Origin of the sequence: Gimesia panareensis, assembly GCF_007748155.1 — a bacterium.
Classification (GTDB): Bacteria; Planctomycetota; Planctomycetia; order Planctomycetales; family Planctomycetaceae; genus Gimesia; species Gimesia panareensis.
In genome coordinates, this window is the sequence record NZ_CP037421.1 from 1992853 (window position 1) to 2011398 (window position 18546).

Below are 18546 nucleotides of genomic sequence, written 5' to 3' on the forward strand. Positions count from 1 at the left end.
GTGGCGGTTCTGCTCACGTTTAATCAGATGGAAAACAGGATGATATATCGGGCTCAGACATCGAACATAGCAGGCAGGCACCTGGTCACGGCGCTGTTGGTTGGCGGGTTGCTGTGCTGTTCCGCGCGGACGTTTGCCGGGGAAGCGCCGCGGCTGGCGCACGGGCTGGTCAACCCGCAGATTGATTCCGTGAAACGGGATCAGAAGGGATTCGGCTGGAACGGGGGCTGGGTACTTTCGAATCGTCACCCGGCGCTGTTTGTAGATGCGAAGCCGCAGCAGGCCTCCGGTTCTGCAATTCAGCATGAGGCATTGATTCAGGGATCGGGGGAGCGGAACAACCCGTTACGGCGGGAGTTGAAGGAGACGTATCAGGACCAGGAGCTGTTTCTGCGGTTTCGGTTCCGGTATGCGGCAGATCAGAAGCCGCGCGATGAAGGGGAGTTTTTCGTCTTCTGGCTGGATCGTTACGAAGGTTCGGACAAGGCCGTGCATGCAAATCATACGCCTAATATCGGTGTGCATATTGCGTCCAGTGGTCCCCAGAAGGGGAAGGTCGTGTTCATGGTGCGAATTGGCTCTCAGAAGACGGCCTGGAGTTCGGTGGAACTGGAACGCGACCGGGATTATGTGGTTGTGGGACGACTCTCGAAGCCGGAGAAATCGCTGCGGGCCGGGTTCACACGGTTTGATTTGTGGGTGGATCCTAAGCCGGACGAACTGGAAGCACCGGTGGCTTCGACCGTGAATCCGCAGAGTGTGAACGCCGTGCGGTGGGTCGGTTTTGCGACCGGTTACAAGACGGAACTGGAAGACCGGATCTACGTGAGTGACCTGGTACTGAGCCGGACGTGGAACGATGTGCTGGATCTTTCACCCGGGCAGATTCCGAAACTGGCAGGCAAGAAAAAAACAGCGTGGTCGAAGCCGGTGGACTTTGAAAAAGAGATTTACCCGCTGCTCAAGTCGCGGTGTTTCAACTGTCATGCGGGGGCGAATCCGGATTCCGGGTATCGGCTGGATGTACATGAGGAACTGCTGGGCTTCAGTACGGGGGAAGAGTTAATCGTTCCGGGGGACAGCGAGCAGAGCAAGCTGATCGAACTGATCTCCACACAGGTGGCGGAAACGCGGATGCCTCCCATCGATGCGGGCGCGGCTTTGCAGAAAGAGGAGATCGCGAAGCTGCGGGCGTGGATCGATCAGGGGGCAAAGTGGGATTATGCATTGCTGCCAACACCGAAGACGGAATCGGATCACTGGGCGTTTCAACCTGTGAAGCGTCCCGAGGTGCCGCAGGTGAAGAGCAGCAAGCCGATTCGGACTGCCGTCGACGCATTCCTGGCGCGGGCCTGGGAAAAGTCGGGGATCACGCCGGTTCCCGAAGCGGACCGGGGGACGCTGATTCGCCGGTTGTACCTGGATCTGACGGGGCTGCCGCCGAGTGCGGAGGAGATTGAGGCGTTCGAATTTAATACCGATCCCCGGGCGTATGAGAAACTGGTGGAGCGGCTGCTGGCTTCTCCCCATTACGGCGAACGCTGGGCACGGTACTGGCTGGATCTCACACGGTGGGCGGAGAGTCACGGGTATCAGCACGATCTGCCGCGACCTTATGCGTGGCGGTATCGGGATTATGTGATCGAGAGTTTCAACGCGGACAAACCCTATGATGTGTTCCTCAAGGAGCAGCTGGCGGGGGATGAACTGACGCCTTACGCGGACGAGAATGTGATCGCGACCGGTTTTCTGGCTTCGGCCCGGATCAGTGGGAACAATATGGACAAGGCAGCGCAGCGGAACGATGTGCTGGTGGACATTGTGAATGTGACGAGCAGTGCGCTGCTGGGGCTGACGCTGGAATGTGCCCAGTGCCATAATCATAAGTTCGATCCCTTGACGCAGCGGGACTATTATCGGCTGCAGGGGTTCTTCGTGAATGGCCAGCTGGGGAATCTGTCGCTCAAAGGGGACGGACTGCCGAACCCGACCGAAATGAATGTCTGGATGCCGAAAGGGACGTATGATTTTTATCAACGCGAGGCGAAGAAGCTGATCAACCGCAAGCGATTCGCGCATACGAAGGAGCCGCATACGTGGGGTTATTATTCGCCGCTGACCGGACAGGCAGAGATCGAACGGCTGCCGGTGGTGAACCGGGATCCGATTCCGTATTCCGCGGAACAGTTGAAGCAGACGAAGTCGCAGATTCTGATTCGCGGCGATGTGCATAAGCGGGGACCGGAAGTGGGCAAAGGCTGGCCGGCGGTACTGGGAGCGACGACGAGCGGTTCGGATCAACTGTCGCGGACGGCGCTGGCGGAGTGGCTGACGGATCGGAAGAATCCGCTGGTCTCGCGGGTGTGGGTGAACCGGTTATGGCAGTATCATTTCGGGCGGGGACTGGTGGCAACGCCCAGCGATTTCGGCGTGCAGGGGGAGCCCCCTTCGCATCCGGAACTGCTGGACTGGCTGGCCTCGGAACTGATGGAACAGAGGTGGAGTACGAAGCAGATTCACCGGGAGATCGTGCTGTCTTCCGCGTATCGGCAGCAGCGGTCATTCAACGAGGCGAACCTGAAACGGGACCCGGAGAATCGGTTGCTGTGGAGCTGGCCGCGACGTCGGCTGGAAGCGGAAGTGATCCGGGATTCGATCCTGTGTGCGACGGGAGAACTGAAACTCGACATGGGGGGACCGAGTGTGCCCCAGGAGCGGGAAGAGCAGAATCTGCGGCGGACGATTTATCTGTTCCAGCGACGAAGCGAGATGCCGTCGGTGATGGCGATGTTCGATGCACCGGACAGTGTGACCAGCTGTTCGCGGCGGCAGGTTTCGACGGTGGCACTGCAGCCGCTGTTTATGTTGAACAGCCAGTTCATGGATCGACGGGCGCAGGTACTGGCGGAGAAGATTACGGAAGAGGCAGGAGAAGATCACGGGCAGCAGGTAACGCAGGCGTTTCTGCGTGTGCTGGGACGTAAGCCGAATAAGCAGGAGCGGGAACGGTCGCTGGTCTTTTTTGAAGGGGAGTCAACTGCGGAAGCGGCGCCCCGGCGGCTGTCGATGTTGTGTCATGCGTTAATGAATCTCAACGAGTTTATGTATATTCCCTGAAGGCGAGGGCTTTGATGTTGTTTGATCCGCAGAATATGAGTCATGGTTTTTCCACGGCGCCAGTGAGCCGACGGGCGATGCTGGAGCAGAGCGTTCTGGGCATGGGAGCGGTCGGTCTGGCGGCGCTGCTGGCCGACGAGGGACTGCTTGAGGCTGCTGAGGGAACACAGGCGGTGACCGGGCAGAGTCATTTTCCGGCGACGGCGAAGAACGTGATCTTTCTGTTCATGTCGGGGGCGCCGAGCCAGGTGGATACGTTCGATCCGAAGCCGCTGCTGACGAAGCTGGAGGGAGAGCCGGTCCCGGCAAGCATCGCGGCCCGGGTGCCGAACATTCCGCGGGCGGGGCTGGGTTCGAAGCTGATGGCGTCGCCTTTTACGTTCAAGAATTATGGGGAGAGCGGGATTCCCGTGTCGAACATGTTCCCCGAGACGGCGAAGATGATCGATGAGATCTGCGTGCTGCGGTCGGTGAATCATCGGGTGCCCGTGCATGGTCCCGGGGAATGCATCGCGCTGACCGGGTCTGCAGTGGGGGACCGGCCCAGCCTGGGAGCGTGGATGACGTACGGCCTGGGGAGTGAGAGCCGCGATCTGCCCGGGTTTATTTCGATGCTGTCGAACAGTAGCGGGCCGGCACCGCAGACGCCGGGCTGGGGGAACGGGTTTCTGCCTTCGCGTTACCAGGGGACCCTGGTGGACGGCAAGCGCGGGATTCCCTATACGAAGATGCCCGCCGGTTATTCGCACGCCAACCGGCGCGAGCAGCTGGATTTCATCAAATGGATGAACGAAGAGCATCTGCAACAGCTGGGGCAGGATTCGGAACTGGAAGCGCGGATTGCCTCGTATGAGCTCGGGTTCCGGCTGCAGACATCGGCGCCGGAGGTGTTCGACCTGAAGAGTGAATCGGCAGAGACGGCGGAGCTGTATGGACTGGATGATAAGGAGACGGCGGAGTTCGGCAGGCACTGTCTGATTGCACGGCGGCTCGTGGAGCGGGGCGTGCGGGTGGTGCAGCTGCGGAATGGAGGCTGGGACGCGCATGGGGCGATCAAGGCGAATCACACAAAACGCTCCCGGGCGACGGATCGGCCGGTGGCGGCGCTCTTGAGAGATCTGAAACAGCGGGGGCTGCTGGATGAGACGCTGGTGGTGTGGGGAGGCGAGTTTGGTCGGACGCCGACGACGGAAGGGAATGTGAAAGGAGACCGACGGGGCCGCGACCATCTGCCGACGACGTATTGCATGTGGATGGCCGGCGGCGGCGTGAAGGGGGGCCAGATTATCGGTCAGACGGATGAGCTGGGTTATACGCCGGTGGAACGGCCGATGTCGCCCGCGGACCTGCATGCGACGCTGTTGCATGCTTTGGGGCTGGATCAGCACAAGCTGGTCTATCGGCACAATAACCGGAAGGAAATTGCGACGGTGCTGGGCGGGGAAGTGGTGAGTGAGGTGTTTGGGTAGACCGGGAATACCTCGAAAATTACTACCACAAAAGAGACGAAAGTTTTGCTACCACGAAAAGCACGAAAGACACGAAAAATTTTGCTGACGCAGGTTGGTTGCGTTACGGGAGCGGATGTGGGTGGTACCGGATGTAATCCGGTATTGCCGGAGGCAACAGGAGGTTGACAGGGCAGACGATGTAAAGAGTACACGTTCCTCAAACTAAATTAATTTGGTTGGTGTCTCTGTTGTGTATTGTTCTGGTGAGCTGGGACCTCCTGCTCGCTACGCTCGGTCCGAATTGCATTCGGGCTTACCCCTGGTGGGGGATCTCAATTTCACTGTCGGGCAAGCCGACAGATGGCACCCGGTGTTTTTTTCTACCACGGTCAGCACGAACGACACGAAAAATTTGCTGGTCCAGGTTGGTTGCGTTACGGGAGCGGATGTGGGTGGTACCGGATGTAATCCGGTATTGCCGGAGGCAACAGGAGGTTGACAGGGCAGACGATGTAAAGAGTACACGTTCCTCAAACTAAATTAATTTGGTTGGTGTCTCTGTTGTGTATTGTTCTGGTGAGCTGTAACCTCTTGCTCGCTGCGCTCGGCCCGAATTGCATTCGGGCTTACCCCTGCTGGTGGGATCTCAATTTCACTGTCGGGCGAGCCGACAGTGGCACACGAGAGGTGAAAACTGTTCGAAACCGGCGGCTAACGCCTTGCCGCTCAGTTTTTTACAGGTCGAATTTGATGCCCTGGGCTAAGGGAAGTTCGGTGGAGTAGTTGATGGTGTTGGTGGCGCGGCGCATGTAGGCTTTCCAGGCGTCGGAGCCGGATTCGCGGCCGCCGCCGGTTTCTTTTTCGCCCCCGAATGCGCCGCCGATTTCTGCGCCGCTGGGTCCGACGTTGACATTCGCGATGCCGCAATCGGAGCCGGCGGGGGAGAGGAACTGTTCCGCCTGGCGGATGTCGTTGGTCATGATGGAGGAGGAGAGCCCCTGGGGCACGCCGTTATGCAGGGCGATGGCTTCGTCCAGATCTGTGTAACGGATGACGTACAGAATGGGGGCGAAGGTTTCCTGCCGGACGATTTCGGTCTGGCCGGGCATCTCGACGATGGCGGGGTGGACATAACAGCCTCCCGCGGGAACATCGTGATTGATCGGATTGCCGAAATGGACGGTGCCTCCCTGTTCCTCAGCGACGTGGAGGGCTGTTTGCATGGCATCGAGCGAACGCTGATCGACGAGTGGTCCAACGAGCGTTCCCTCATCGAGGGGGTTGCCGATCGGTAATTTCGCGTAGGCCTTTTTGAGCGACTTTAGAAGTTTGTCGGCGATGCTCTCGTGGACGATCAGACGGCGGAGCGATGTGCAACGCTGGCCGCAGGTCCCCACGGCGGAGAAGAGGGCGGAGCGGACCGTCATTTCGAGGTCGGCGGATTCGGTGACAATCATCGCGTTGTTGCCGCCCAGTTCGAGCAGACTCAATCCCAGCCGACCGGCAACCGTGGACGCGACAGCGCGTCCCATGGGTACCGAGCCGGTGGCTGAGATCAAGGGGAGATCGGGATGTGCGGCGATTCGCTGTCCGACGTCGGCACCGCCGATGAGCAGGCTGGAGATGCCGTCGGGGGCTTCGGGGAAGTCGCGGGCGACGTTGTTAACGATCTGCTGACAGGCGATGGCGCAGAGGGGCGTTTTTTCCGAGGGCTTCCAGACGACCGGGTCGCCGCAGACGAACGCGAGCATCGCGTTCCAGGCCCAGACGGCGACCGGGAAGTTGAAGGCGCTGATCACGCCGACCGGTCCGAGCGGGTGCCACTGTTCCATCAGGCGATGGCCTGGACGTTCGCTGGCGATGGTTTTGCCGTAGAGCTGGCGGCTGAGTCCGACGGCGAAGTCGCAGATGTCGATCATTTCCTGTACTTCGCCGAGGGCTTCCTGGGTGATTTTGCCGGCTTCCCAGCTGACGATGGCAGCGAGGTCGGCTTTGTGTTCCCGCAGGGCGTTGCCGATCAGCCGGACGAATTCGCCGCGGCGGGGGGCGGGGACGTTGCGCCATGTCCGGAAAGCGGACCGGGCGGTTTCGACCACCGTGTCGACGTCGCTGGGCGTGGCCTGGGTGAGTGTGACGAGCGTTGTCCCATCGATGGGGGACTTGCCCGTCAGTGCTTCACCGGTGCCTGCCTGCCACGTATTTCCGACGGCGACCGCGACGGGGTGATCGTTGACGCCGATCCGCTTTAACACTTCCTGTATCGGATGAGTCATATCTGCCTCACTTCCTGAATGGTTTAGTCCAGGGCAAAGGTTTCTGTTTCGTAAAACTGTCCGAAGCGGTTCTGGATGAACTGCTCGAACGGAATCTGTTCCTGCCGGATCAGGCCGGTGCCTTCCAGTTGTTTCTGCTGGATCATATCGATGACGGCACAGACGCCCGCTCCGGTGGTGAGCTGAATGGCGCTCCAGATTTCGCCGTTGATTTCCTGAGCGTACATCTTACGCAGGTCACTTTTTTCGACGAACTGACCGTTGCGGTGGCCGCGAACAGTGCAGAAGACGATGACCACGTCCTGGAAAGTGACGGGGATCGAATGTTCCATCACGTCCTTGAGCAGTTCGCGGCGTTCGTTGAGTCTTAAGTCCTGCAGGAGGAATTTCATCAGCTCGCGATGGCCGGGGTAGCGGATCGTTTTGTAATTCAATTCGCGGACCTTGCCGTCCATGGTGTCGCAGAGCGTTCCCAGTCCACCCGAGGTGTTGAAGGCTTCGTAGACGTTGCCGTCGAGCGTGAACTGCTCCAGCCCTTCGAGGGGGAGGTGATTTTTAATCTTGCGATTGTGAATTACCTCGCAGGTGTTGCAGTATTCGTTGATCAGGCCGTCGGTCGACCAGGTCAGGTTATACGAGAGCGCGTTAGTGGGCCGCTGGGGGAGGGCACCGACGCGCATGCGGACGGTATCGATTTCGTCGAACCAGTCCATCACATGTTTGGTGACGATGGTGACGAAGCCGGGGGCCAGGCCCGACTGGGGGAGGAAGACCTGGCCCGCTGCGGCATCGGCGGCGATCTCTTTGACGGCGGCAGTGGTCTGCCGATCTTCCGTCAGGTCGAAATAGTTAATGCCCGCTTCGAGCGCTGCGCGGGCGACATAGGGATTCTCCCGAAAGCTGAGCGCCGAGATGACTGCAGTGCAGCCCTGCATGATGTGCACCAGTTCCTCGTGCGACTCAGCATTGAGTACGCGTGTTTCAACGGAGGGGAGTCGTTTTTTAATATGGTCTAACGCGGCGGGAACACGGTCGGCAACACGGACGCTATAATCGCCCGATCTGCTGAGTAGCGTGGCGATCATGCGGCCGATTTTTCCCGCGCCGATAAGCAAAACTGTTTGAGACATGGCAGGTCCTCCTGTGTAAAATTCAAGATGTGAGAAGTGATGGGAAAGACCTCACTATGATTATATACGCGGAAAACTTCTTTTTTGATTGAGTTTCTGTTTTCCCGCGTTTTGGCGTATTAATGAACAGAGAAGCCACTTGACTTTGCGCGAGTGCAATATATTTAAAAATTAGAGGAGATAAGCCATGTCCAGCGAACAACTTACAGTTTATGACTGGAAACGGTATCCGGAAACGGCCCGCTTTATTGACGAGCGGATTGATGTGTTTTGTCAGAAGTCAGCCGACATTCAACAGTTTGCCAACGACCTTAAAACCCGCACGGGAACCCGGCTCAGAGACTGGGTAGATCATCTGGAAATTGAGTGGTCTGATGCGCTGGCGATCGAGTTGGTTGAGCTGGGTTATGAATTGGTCACTGATGCCGATTACCCACTCTATCACCATCCCGCGGCAATGTTTCCCGCAGTCGGGGCGGCATCCACAGCGGTTGAGCGGTTGTTTGTCCGCGTCGATTCTGTCGCTGACTTTCTGCTGGTACACCAGCGTGACATGGACATGCCGATTGAAGGTGACGTGGGAGCCGCGGTACGACAGCGGATCGCTTTTTCAGGCGAGGGCGTTGAGCTGCATGTGATCGAGCGGCATGGTTGCCCGGTGACGTGTACGACACCGCCGGCGACTCCGGATCTGAAAAAACTGGCCGCCCATGCGGAAGCGCTGCGGTTACGGAAGCGGGACTTCGCGGAAGGGAGTGCGGGGTTCGCGCATGCGGCATCTTTGATCAAGTCGTCGATTGCGGATCTCGGTGTGGACCGGACCTGCGATCTGTTCTTTGCCGGTGAACGGGATTACTGGCAGCAGCGGAACCTGGCGGCACGGATTCAGAAAGCCCGTCAGGATGCACTGGGGATGGGCTGGGCGAATCACGATCATCACACGTATCGCTCGAGCAGGAAGTATTTCCAGAGCCTGATTGGCATCTTTGAGCTCTTGGGTTTCAATCTGCGTGAACGGTTCTATGCCGGCAAGGAGGCGGGTTGGGGCGCACAGGTGATTGAGCAGCCGAACGCGGGGATTACCATCTTTGCGGACGTGGATCTCTCAGCCGAAGAGGTTTCGCAGGACTTCGCGCATGAACCGTTTCAGGAACGGAGTGAGCTGGGAACGGTGGGGCTGTGGTGTCGACTGCATGGGGAAGCGTTCCTGCAGGCGGGCATGCACCACCTGGAATGCCAGTTCGACTTCGACGCCGAGCGGGACCAGCTGGCGGAAGAGGGAGACGTCAAAACGATGAAGCCCTTTACCGATCTGCCGCATTTGCGTCAGGCGTTTACGGCGGGGGAAATCTGGCCGGTGCAAGAGAGCCGGATTCAGTCTCTGCTGGATGACAGACTGATCACCGTTGAGGAAGCGGACAAATTCCGTGAGCAGGGGGCGATTGGATCGCACCTGGAAATTCTGCAGCGGGAAGAAGGGTTCAAAGGATTTAACCAGACGGGGATTAATGACATAATTCTGGAGACGAACCCGCTCAAACAGCAGGCTTGATGGTTACCGCGAAAGATAAGAAATTTTGCTACCACGAAAGGCACGAAAGACACGAAAAATATTGCTGACGCAGATGTGGGTGGTACCGGATGTAATCCGGTATTGCCGGAGGCAACAGGAGGTGGCAGAGTAGACGATGTGGAGCGTGCGTACCTCAAGCTAAATTAATTTAGTTGGTGGCTCTGTTGTGAATTGACCTGGTGAGCTGGGACTTCCTGCTCGCTGCGCTCGGCCCGAATTTTATTCGGGCGGACCCGGTGGTGGGGGATCTCAATTTCACTGTCGGACAAGCCGACAAGTAGCACCCGGCGATCAGGATTGTTTTTAATAATTATTCAATTTAGTTGATATTGTTGTTTACAATGTTAAAGTAATGTTGAATAATATTAAATATGAATGATGTCGAGCAAACTGAATCTGTTAAGAAAATGGCTGCCCCATCGCGGCTGGTTTCCGGTTCCACTCAACGACCTGAGCATCCCCTGCTGTCGCTGGATCAGGAGAATCTGGAGTTTGTGCTGCAGCTGGTGCTGGCGTCCGGTTCTCTGAAACAACTGGCCCGCTATTACGGCATCAGTTACCCGACTGTGCGGGCACGGCTGGATAAACTGATCGTGCGGCTGGAACTGCTGGTCGAAAACCGTGAGCGGGATGAAATGGCGAATCTGCTGGCCAATCTTGTGGAAGCCGGGCAGCTCACCGGTGCCGCGGCGCAGAGCATTCTCGAGTTACATCGATCCACCCACTAGAGCGCATTGCATTTAAACATAGCGTTTCTCAATTTAATTTACTCGGTCCAAATGGCCCTGGAGACGCTACAGTAAAACTGGACACAGTCTAAAGGCAGAGAGGAATTCCATTATGGACGCACCCTGGTTTGATCCGAATACGTTTGGTGCCTGGTTCGGGGCGATTGTCGGCGGTGGCGGAGGAACATTATGCGGCCTCTGGGGAGCACTGTGTGGATTTCTGTGTCCGCGCGGGAAGGGACGCAAAGTCATCCTCGGCGGGATGTTCGTGTTTGTGGTCCTCGGACTGATTCTGGGTGGTGTCGGCCTGTATGCGTTCTTCAGCGGACAACCGTATGGAATCTGGTATCCGTTTCTGTTAACAGGGTTCGTGCTTGCTGTCGTCAATGGTGTCTTGATTCCCGTGATTCGCAAAAATTACGAACAGGCTGAAAACCGACGGATCGCTGCCGAATCGATCCGTGTGGGCTGAATGATGGGAAGCGAACCATGGGTGTATCGCAACCACAAAAGGTACGAATATTTGCTACCACGAAAAGCACGAAAGACACGAAAATTTTGCTGACGCAGGTTGGTTGCGTTACGGGAGCGGATGTGGGTGGTACCGGATGCAATCCGGTATTGCCGGAGGCAACAGGAGGTCGCGGGGCAGACAGTGTGAAGAGTACGCGTTCCTAAGCTAAATTAATTTAGTTTGCTGCTCTGTCGTAGATCGATTAAGTGAGCTGGGACCTCTTGCTCGCTGTGCTCGGCCCGAATTGCATTCGGGCTCACCCATTGACTCTTTTTTTTGTATTTTCTTTGACTGGTTGAAAGCTGGTTCAGCGGCACTGTCGGGCGAGCCGACAGATGGCACTCGGCGGTTATCTCAGCTGTGCCGACGGCTCAATCTGCTACTGCTGCGTTGCTTTCATATCGTCACACTGTATCATGGTCATCTGTATCTGCTGGCACTGCGGAATCAGTTTCTGCTTGATCTCCTCTGCTATCACAGGAAGGGTGTGAATGATGCGTTGGCCGAAAGATTTTGATGCTACAGATGCATCTGACTTTGATCTGGGTTTTCCTCCTAATCTGGCTTATGTGACCGTTGGCATGGATGTCTACGGAGGGGGAGATGAGGTCGGTCTTTACTGGCCCATCGGAAAAGAAAAACGTCAGCCGATTGTGGTTCGCACCTTTCATGATACTTTCGAACTGGGGCCTTTCTTCTCGACCTATCAGAAATACCTGCGCTGGCAGAGTCAAGACGAGGAAAACTATGATCTGCCCATGGGGCCCGATGCGAAGATTGATCCAGTTTCCCCCGAGGCGCTCTATAATCAGGGGAATGAACTATTAAAGGCTAAAGACGTCACCGGAGCGCTGGCCGCCTGGCAGCAGGCACTGGATCGATTGCCTGAGTTCACGCTGGTTTCATCTCTGCTGGCAAAACAGCATCGCCGACTTAAGAATCTGGACCAGGCCAGGGTATTCGCTTTGCAATCGCTGATCTCTCCCCCCACATTTGGTCGTTTCGATGCTTCCCTGCTCAAGTGGCTGGGGAGAGAAACTGAGCCGCCGACAGCATATGCAGAGAATCCCATCTGGAAGAACCGTCGAAAATTACAATGGGCATTTCGAAAGGGGAAGAATGATTATGGAATTATCCAGGATGCTATCGACGGTTTCTTTGAGACCAAACAGCCTGTGCTGGGAGTGACACTGATGCAGACGTATCTCGAGTTCATGTACTGGGAAACGGACTCAGCAAAAAAACGTTGGAAATTCGATCAGGATGAATGGATGCAACGACAGGACGACCTGTGCGTGAAATATCTTAAGTCGTCGCGCAGGGCGATTGAGAAAAAGTAGTTGGTAACGAACTTCGTGAAGTGTCCGTTGTCGGGTGGTCGCGGATGTCATCCGGGATTGCCGGAGGCAACAGGAGGTCGCAGGACTGACGATGTGAAGAGAATGCGTTCCGCAAGTTAAGTCAATTTAGTTGGCTGCTCTGTTGTGAATTGATCTCGTGAGCCGGGACCTCCTGCTCGCTACGCTCGGCCCGAATTGCATTCGGGCCCACCCTTTGACTCTTTTTTTTGTATTTTCTTTGACTGGTTGGACGCTGGTTCAGCGGCACTGTCGGGCGAGCCGACAGTGGCACCCGGCGCTGATTCATATTCACTGTTGGCGAGCCAACAGTGCCACCCGACCGGGGCTATTCTGTCGCACTTAGACTTCGGGCAGGGTCCAGGGTTTGCGCCATTCTTCTCGGCCGCGGAGTTGGTTGGCTGCGGCGTCGTTTTTGAAGGTTTCCGTTTTGGGATCGAGGGTCAGTGTGTTGCCGACGCGGGCGGCGATGTTGCCGGCGTGGCAGAGGATGGAGGCCGGGTGTCCCACCGTTTCCAGATCGCAGGCCGGTTTGCTGCGGGTCTTGATGCAGTCGAGGAAGTTGGCCACGTGCGGGGCGGCGTCGCTGTCCCCTTTGACTTCCTTGATCAGCTTGCCGCGCTCGCCGTAGACGCGCCAGCGGCTGTTGCCGATGGTCATGTGGGCTTTGTCGCCATAGATGACGGCGCCTTCTGATTCGCCGTGATAATGGTAAGGAGCCCAGATCCGCATTTCGTAGGTGAGGATCTTGGGCGTATCGCTCTGGTATTCGTAGGTGACCTGCAGCGTGTCGGGCCATTCCTGCATGTCGTCGAAATACCATTTGCCGCCGGTCGCGGAGATTTTGGTGGGGAGCGAAATGGCAGTGTCGCCCTGTGCTTCGCAGGCCGCGTTGAGTGCGGCGAAGGCCATGTCGAGGCGATGCACGCCGTCGTTGCCCAGGTCGCCGGTGCCGTAATCGTAGAACCAGCGCCAGCGGCCGTGGAAGCGGTTTTTATTGAAGGGGCGTTTTTTGGCGGGGCCGAGCCACATGTCGTAATCGACGGTGTCGGGGGGCGTGCCGTCGGGAGGATAGCCGATGTTGCCCTGTTTGGTGCTTTCCCAGGCTTTGGCGACCAGGCAGCGACCGAGGGCGCCGCTGCGGATGTAGGCGAGGGCGGACTTCAGGCGTTCGGTAGACCGGTGCTGCGAGCCCATCTGCACGATGCGGTTGTGTTTCTGCATGGCGGCGACCATCCGCTGGCCTTCGACGATGTTGTGGCCGTCCGGCTTTTCGACGTAGACATCTTTGCCGGCCTGGCAGGCGAGGATCGTGGGGATGGCGTGCCAGTGATCGGGAGTGCCGACGACGATGGCGTCGAGACTGTTGTCGTCGAGCAGGTGACGGAAATCGCGGATGACCTGCGGTTTTTTCCCCTGCAGTTTTGTGACGGTCTCCACGGTGTTGCCCAGCCGGGCGGAGTCGATCTCGGCGATGGTGACGATCTCGGCGTGGGGATCTTCCGCGAAGTGACGATTGAGGGCCGAGGCACGACCGCCGGCTCCCATGATGCCGACGCGGATGCGTTCGCTGGCAGCGGCTTTGGCGACCTGATCCAGAGAGAGCGAGGCCAGCCCGGCGGCTGAACCCTGAAGAAACGTCCTGCGATCCATGGTATGTCTTCCTCCAACAGGGGGGCACGGTGGTGGGATAGATCAATGAACGTTTATTATAGGGGGCAGGGAGCGCGGGGCAAAAGAAAACTGTGGGGGACCGCGAAATTTTTCAACCACGGACAATACATAGTCTGAGGGAGCCTTGAAAATAGAGGTGGAGCAATCAGGAGCAAAGAGGAATTCAGGGACGAGAAGTATGATTGATGCACGAATTAATAATGCGACTGATCGATTTGCTGCCAGGCGTATTTTCCAAGACAGAAAAACCTGACCATCTCAAGTATTCTGAAATGGTCAGGAAACTGCAGCAATTGAATCTTAACGTCGTGCTTTCGCGTGCTCATCAGCTTCATGCAGATTCTCCTCACTCACCATCATAGCGGGTTGAGGCGCGAAACTTCCGATACATGGTTGCGGCACTGGATCAGGTAAGGGGGCATGTGGAATCCCCAAACCAACCAGTTGAATTTGAAACTGTTCAGTAATTTGAGAGCCAAATTCAATATTAAAACCATTGATCGTAATATCGCTGACGGTAAATCCCTGATCTTCTGGAACTTCGTAAACAGCATGCAGTCCCTGATCCCCCTGGCCGCGCACGAGTTTCCAGTAGTCTTCAGGACTGGCATCTGCAGGTGCTTCAGGAGGTAGCTCGAACAACCCAAAATTCGGCTTCTGGATGTAGAGTCCGACCGGGTTTTTCAAAGAGACTCGCAAGTGTGGCGGGTTCAAAACTAACTGATTCACCTGTTGGCCGATATGTGGATCACTATTGCGATCGGGAGTGCCATAACGACTGCAACGAATCAGGGGGTCTGGCTGGGTTACAGGCTGACCGTTCGCGTCCATGCGCAGGACCGTCGCATCTGCGGCCAGTTGAATCTCTGCGCCAAGCGTATTCGGGGGGCTGATCAGGTGCACTGCCCCATTTGTCGTGGAATTATTCCACTTGTTTCGCGGGTTATACTGACCGCCCGGATGAGTGATGTCCTTCATCGTGACCTGCGGTGATACGAGTTGCTGGTAGAGGCTCAGGACTTTCTCGGGATCAATCGAAAACAGTGTGGTCCAGTATTCAGGGTTTTCACAGGTGAACATCACTTTGGTGATTTTTCCGCTACTGTTCCGACTCACGCTCCACTCGCAATACTCGTCCTGCCAACCACGAGGTCCTTGAGGCTGGTAAGGAGGACTGGTAGCCGGTGGGCCTTCATCGGCATATTTCCAGCGGGTTTGTTGCGATTCACTTGCGAATGTGGTGTTGATCCGATTGGGAAAGGCATCCCAGCCAATTGCTGCTGAGGCAGAGGCCGGAGAGGGGGGGATGTCAGTTGTCAAGGGATTGTAATAGTAATCACTTTCACTTGACTGAATAGCATTTTGGGTCCATCGATTCACTTTCTGGTTCCAGAGTTTTCGAAACTCAATATCCTGCTCACTACCTGGTTCAAAGTCGTGCCAGTTGGCTGGTGGATCGAATTGCGGTAATACTTGGCTCATACTAATCACCTTTTTGAAGAAGAATGTGTCAGTCAATCAGAAATCAGTAACGATGGGACTGAAGTTACTTTGGTGCCACGGTTCCATCTGCTTTCATTTCCAGGGGACGTTGCAGCGATAAATCAGTTTCAGGGAGCAGCAGACTGAACTCAGCCAGATTGTTGATCAGAGGCCAGTTCCGAAAATTTGCATTTGGCTGTGGTCCATTACCCCCCATAAATTCTTTTTGACGTGAAACAAGTAATTGCAGATAAGCTTCCGCTCCCTCAGTCGTATTGAATTTTTCGACGACTGCGGACAGATATTTTGTAATTCGTTTTTGGGCTTCATCCCGCCACTGATCATCGGGTAAATCCCAATAAAAGAGAAACTGCTGCTCTGGCGAGCAGTTTTGCAGTTGAGTCGGGTCACATTCGTTTTGGTTCTGTGTTCCCGCGCGAACTTTTTCGACAAACTCCGCCTGAAAATCCGCTGCAGCCGGATCGACCTGATCGAGGTATTTTTCCAGCGAGCGACGTTTCATGGAAAAAATCGGATTGGGATAGTCCACCAGCAGCAGGCTGGCTGCGAATTTGTCTGTTATGATTTTACGACTGATTAAACGCTGGATACTGGCGCCATCAAAAAATGAAGGGGCTGGAGTAAAATACGCGAAATGAGTTGAGCCTGGCGCAGTATAAGCTGCTCCGCCTGGTCCCTGTTGTACGAGCTTGAAATCATGTGTTTTGATATAGTCCGTATAGACCTTGCCATCGAGATTCAGCGCACCCGCGCTGTAATCAATTTTTAAAACGGTACGGAGCGCAAAATCATTGATAAAGAAATTCAGCGGAACGGCCTTTACCGGTCGGCTGGGCCCAGCTTCACTGCTGATTACTTGAGACGATTCAAAGTTAATCTGAGTATTTCTGGTCAGATACTTCAGGTATTCCGAAATTTTCTTCGCATCAGCTGGAGCGTTAATCCGGTTTCTGACTGAGTTGAGAATCGCAGTCTCAATGATCGGTTCCAGTCTCTCTGCTGAAGCCATGTCCTTGAACAGGTTTTGCTGAGCGACTGCCTGGGGGACGACTCCTGCGGCGATATTTGCAAAGTTGGAATTCCAGTTTTCCCATGGTCGCTTCAATTCTTTCATGAGCAGAGTGCCGTTATGGTGGCAATCAAAACAGCCTTTTCCGGCCGATGCAGGATTCGATGAAAACGTGGAGTCGCCCGCCCAGGACCAGAAAGCAGGTTGTCCATTTTGCGCTCTTGCCCGTTCATAAAAATTGAAAACCTTCCTGTTCTGGTCCCAGGCAATGACCTGATGAAAACTTGATTCCCCGGAAGAGGCTGCGACGCTGAGAAAAATCGACTTTTGCAGATCGAAGGCGCTTTCTTGTGGCCAGATAATTACATAGCGCAAGTCTCGATTTGCAGAGCGAGGAGCGATATTGGTTTTGATCTGGCTGCCTTCCCCGACCACGTAACTGGTTTGGCCCAGTTCTGGATTCGCGGCATTGATTGCAGCTGTTATTTCATCAACCGTGTCAGGGAATGTGCCTTTACGAAGCACTGACATGGCGAATAGATCGCCTAGATTTTTTTCGATTTCTTCCTGAGTCATCGGCTGGGCCGAGGAATCGATTCCCATGATCTGTCGGAAAATACGCTTGCTGTTGTCTGCCGCAGCTTCGAGAGTTACCGGTTGAGAGCGAAGAAAAGCCTTGGATCGATTTGTCAGTCCTATGCCAGCAGAAAGACTGGCCTTGGAACGTTGCGATTTTGTCTTCTCGGAGTCCGTTTTGAGCTCCTGTTTCACTTCATTATCTAAATTCGAAATCGCTGTCTGATCTTCCTGGGTCTGGCAGCCTGATACAGCCAGGGCAATCAGAAGCAAGCTCAGGGGAACCTGGTATGAGCAGTAGTGCCCAAAGTGATTTCCCTGTACACGCCGGGTATGTCGAAGCACAAGACGAACAGTCATAGCAGCCCCTTTTTCAAACGATGCAGTCGATCACCAGGGTATTCTGGTTTGCGAACCAGTTGGTTTTTTAGATTGGTCTGTTCAGTTCAGATTGTCAGTGAAGCATTGTTCAAAATTTGATCACAGAATTGATCACATAGAATTGATAAACTGTACATAAGAGATCGAATTGGGGTTCGTTAGTCAATAAAATAATTATTATATTGTTCAAAAATATACATTTATTATGTGTTCGAATATCCAATCTTTCCTCATCTTCCAGGTTTCCAGTTGAACCTTAATCTTGTTGATTGGATCTGAGAACTATGAGGACTTTGAAAACTGTGGCGCAAAAAAGCGATGTACCAGGCTGATTGAGTGAAACTGGTATGAGGCGAAATCGATGAACAATGAAGCAGAAAATCTGAAAGGACTGGTGAGAGAGTTTCTCGATGCGTGTGGCGATCGCTATTCTGGCTTTGATGGTCTGGTCCCCAGGCCGTTAACGGAATGGGAAGCAACACTGTTGTCTGCGCTACAGACTCTGGAGCTGTCCGATTGTGAAAAAATATGTCTGTTGTCGGAGGGACTGGACTGGAAAGGATGTTACGATCTGGTTGAGTTTGGTAAGCGTCTGGCGATCCAGGCAGTGCGTAAAAACAGTGCTGAGTATTTTCGAATCAGTTTACTGCCATTCTCCGCAGGTCTGGTCGAACTTGACTGGCGTGATCAGTTGAGGATGCCGGGGGTTTTTGAACGTTGCGGAAAACGACTGGGACTGAATTTCCAGCAGGAACTGGCAGCGGTTACGGCCGACTTGAGTGATTCTGAACTGAAACAGGCGGTGGATGATTGTGTCTCCCGGGAATTCGGTTCTGTTGGGTACATGGAATACGGCGAGGGTGAGGAATATCTGATCCTTTGACTTGAACAGGTTGAATGAAGACTGTTTTAATTTCATTTAAAGTGACTGGTTCCCATGACAATTCCGCGAATCTATGCCGACTTTAATAAACTGGATCAGGATCGAAATGCGATTCTGGTTTGTGCCGGAACATGGCGGGATCTGGAAGAACAGGGGTTGCAGTTTTCTCGCGGGATGAAAGTCATCTTAAGTATGCCGGATGACATTGATGAAACTGGTAAACCGGATTTTCTGGAAACGCCTGCGGTGATCGATTATGACCAGGAGCATCAGTACTGGATCGGACGTTTTGACTGGGATGAACTTGAATATCGATCCGTGAAAGAAAAAAGACTGCCGGATTCTATTTGAGCAAAAATCTAAAATGTCCGGGGCG

13 protein-coding genes are annotated in these 18546 nt (G+C 55.0%); 8 read left to right on the top strand and 5 right to left on the bottom strand.

The window, feature by feature from the left end:
• Nucleotides 1-39 precede the first annotated feature (39 nt).
• Nucleotides 40-3117: a PSD1 and planctomycete cytochrome C domain-containing protein gene (locus tag Enr10x_RS07565; protein WP_232093259.1), complete on the top strand. Its 3078-nt coding sequence runs from the start codon at nucleotides 40-42 to the stop codon at nucleotides 3115-3117.
• A 14-nt stretch (nucleotides 3118-3131) separates the two neighbouring features.
• Nucleotides 3132-4586 (top strand): DUF1501 domain-containing protein, encoded by a 1455-nt coding sequence (locus Enr10x_RS07570; RefSeq protein WP_145448617.1) that lies wholly within the window; start codon nucleotides 3132-3134, stop codon nucleotides 4584-4586.
• Nucleotides 4587-5302: 716 nt separating this feature from the next.
• On the opposite strand, the gene amaB is transcribed toward Enr10x_RS07570, so the two are convergent.
• Together amaB and Enr10x_RS07580 are read right to left on the bottom strand one after the other, a co-directional pair.
• Nucleotides 5303-6841, bottom strand: a complete 1539-nt coding sequence (gene amaB / locus Enr10x_RS07575) for an L-piperidine-6-carboxylate dehydrogenase (protein WP_145448618.1) — start codon at nucleotides 6839-6841, stop codon at nucleotides 5303-5305.
• A gap of 23 nt (nucleotides 6842-6864) precedes the next feature.
• A complete protein-coding gene (locus tag Enr10x_RS07580) occupies nucleotides 6865-7971 on the bottom strand; it encodes a saccharopine dehydrogenase family protein (RefSeq protein ID WP_145448619.1) in 1107 nt (368 codons plus the stop codon).
• Nucleotides 7972-8158: 187 nt separating this feature from the next.
• On the opposite strand from Enr10x_RS07580, the gene Enr10x_RS07585 reads away from it, so the two are divergent.
• The 4 genes from Enr10x_RS07585 to Enr10x_RS07600 all read left to right on the top strand — a co-directional run bounded on the left by Enr10x_RS07585 (nucleotide 8159) and on the right by Enr10x_RS07600 (nucleotide 12126).
• Entirely contained in the window at nucleotides 8159-9523 is a 1365-nt protein-coding gene (locus tag Enr10x_RS07585) for a hypothetical protein (RefSeq protein WP_145448620.1), read from the top strand.
• 428 nt (nucleotides 9524-9951) lie between these two features.
• Nucleotides 9952-10272 carry a DUF2089 family protein gene (locus tag Enr10x_RS07590; protein ID WP_197997511.1) on the top strand — a complete coding sequence of 107 codons (321 nt, stop codon included), beginning with the start codon at nucleotides 9952-9954 and terminating at the stop codon, nucleotides 10270-10272.
• Nucleotides 10273-10384: 112 nt separating this feature from the next.
• Nucleotides 10385-10744 carry a hypothetical protein gene (locus tag Enr10x_RS07595; RefSeq protein ID WP_145448622.1) on the top strand — a complete coding sequence of 120 codons (360 nt, stop codon included), beginning with the start codon at nucleotides 10385-10387 and terminating at the stop codon, nucleotides 10742-10744.
• Nucleotides 10745-11277: 533 nt separating this feature from the next.
• On the top strand, nucleotides 11278-12126 hold the full coding sequence (locus Enr10x_RS07600) for a tetratricopeptide repeat protein (protein ID WP_145448623.1): 849 nt from the start codon (nucleotides 11278-11280) through the stop codon (nucleotides 12124-12126).
• 360 nt (nucleotides 12127-12486) lie between these two features.
• Here Enr10x_RS07600 and Enr10x_RS07605 read toward each other — a convergent pair whose 3' ends face one another.
• The 3 genes from Enr10x_RS07605 to Enr10x_RS07615 all read right to left on the bottom strand — a co-directional run bounded on the left by Enr10x_RS07605 (nucleotide 12487) and on the right by Enr10x_RS07615 (nucleotide 17179).
• The gene (locus Enr10x_RS07605; RefSeq protein WP_145448624.1) at nucleotides 12487-13797 is read right to left on the bottom strand and encodes a Gfo/Idh/MocA family protein; all 1311 of its coding nucleotides are present in this window, start codon (nucleotides 13795-13797) and stop codon (nucleotides 12487-12489) included.
• 321 nt (nucleotides 13798-14118) lie between these two features.
• Nucleotides 14119-15300, bottom strand: coding sequence for a hypothetical protein (locus Enr10x_RS07610; RefSeq protein ID WP_145448625.1), 1182 nt, complete (start codon nucleotides 15298-15300; stop codon nucleotides 14119-14121).
• Between the two features lie 64 nt (nucleotides 15301-15364).
• A complete protein-coding gene (locus Enr10x_RS07615; RefSeq protein ID WP_145448626.1) occupies nucleotides 15365-17179 on the bottom strand; it encodes a hypothetical protein in 1815 nt (604 codons plus the stop codon).
• 469 nt (nucleotides 17180-17648) lie between these two features.
• Between Enr10x_RS07615 and Enr10x_RS07620 the strand changes: the two genes are divergently transcribed.
• Entirely contained in the window at nucleotides 17649-18170 is a 522-nt protein-coding gene (locus Enr10x_RS07620) for a hypothetical protein (RefSeq protein ID WP_145448627.1), read from the top strand.
• A gap of 54 nt (nucleotides 18171-18224) precedes the next feature.
• Nucleotides 18225-18521: a hypothetical protein gene (locus Enr10x_RS07625; protein ID WP_145448628.1), complete on the top strand. Its 297-nt coding sequence runs from the start codon at nucleotides 18225-18227 to the stop codon at nucleotides 18519-18521.
• Nucleotides 18522-18546 lie beyond the last annotated feature (25 nt).

Bases quoted from the DNA above. Each gene is read 5' to 3' on its own strand.
- Enr10x_RS07590 (WP_197997511.1), top strand. From the start codon at position 9,952: ATGGCTGCCCCATCGCGGCTGGTTTCCGGTTCCACTCAACGACCTGAG.
- Enr10x_RS07625 (WP_145448628.1), top strand. From the start codon at position 18,225: ATGACAATTCCGCGAATCTATGCCGACTTTAATAAACTGGATCAGGAT.
- Enr10x_RS07605 (WP_145448624.1), bottom strand. From the start codon at position 13,797: ATGGATCGCAGGACGTTTCTTCAGGGTTCAGCCGCCGGGCTGGCCTCG.
- amaB (WP_145448618.1), bottom strand. From the start codon at position 6,841: ATGACTCATCCGATACAGGAAGTGTTAAAGCGGATCGGCGTCAACGAT.
- Enr10x_RS07595 (WP_145448622.1), top strand. From the start codon at position 10,385: ATGGACGCACCCTGGTTTGATCCGAATACGTTTGGTGCCTGGTTCGGG.
- Enr10x_RS07570 (WP_145448617.1), top strand. From the start codon at position 3,132: ATGTTGTTTGATCCGCAGAATATGAGTCATGGTTTTTCCACGGCGCCA.
- Enr10x_RS07600 (WP_145448623.1), top strand. From the start codon at position 11,278: ATGATGCGTTGGCCGAAAGATTTTGATGCTACAGATGCATCTGACTTT.
- Enr10x_RS07565 (WP_232093259.1), top strand. From the start codon at position 40: ATGATATATCGGGCTCAGACATCGAACATAGCAGGCAGGCACCTGGTC.
- Enr10x_RS07610 (WP_145448625.1), bottom strand. From the start codon at position 15,300: ATGAGCCAAGTATTACCGCAATTCGATCCACCAGCCAACTGGCACGAC.
- Enr10x_RS07620 (WP_145448627.1), top strand. From the start codon at position 17,649: ATGAACAATGAAGCAGAAAATCTGAAAGGACTGGTGAGAGAGTTTCTC.
- Enr10x_RS07580 (WP_145448619.1), bottom strand. From the start codon at position 7,971: ATGTCTCAAACAGTTTTGCTTATCGGCGCGGGAAAAATCGGCCGCATG.
- Enr10x_RS07585 (WP_145448620.1), top strand. From the start codon at position 8,159: ATGTCCAGCGAACAACTTACAGTTTATGACTGGAAACGGTATCCGGAA.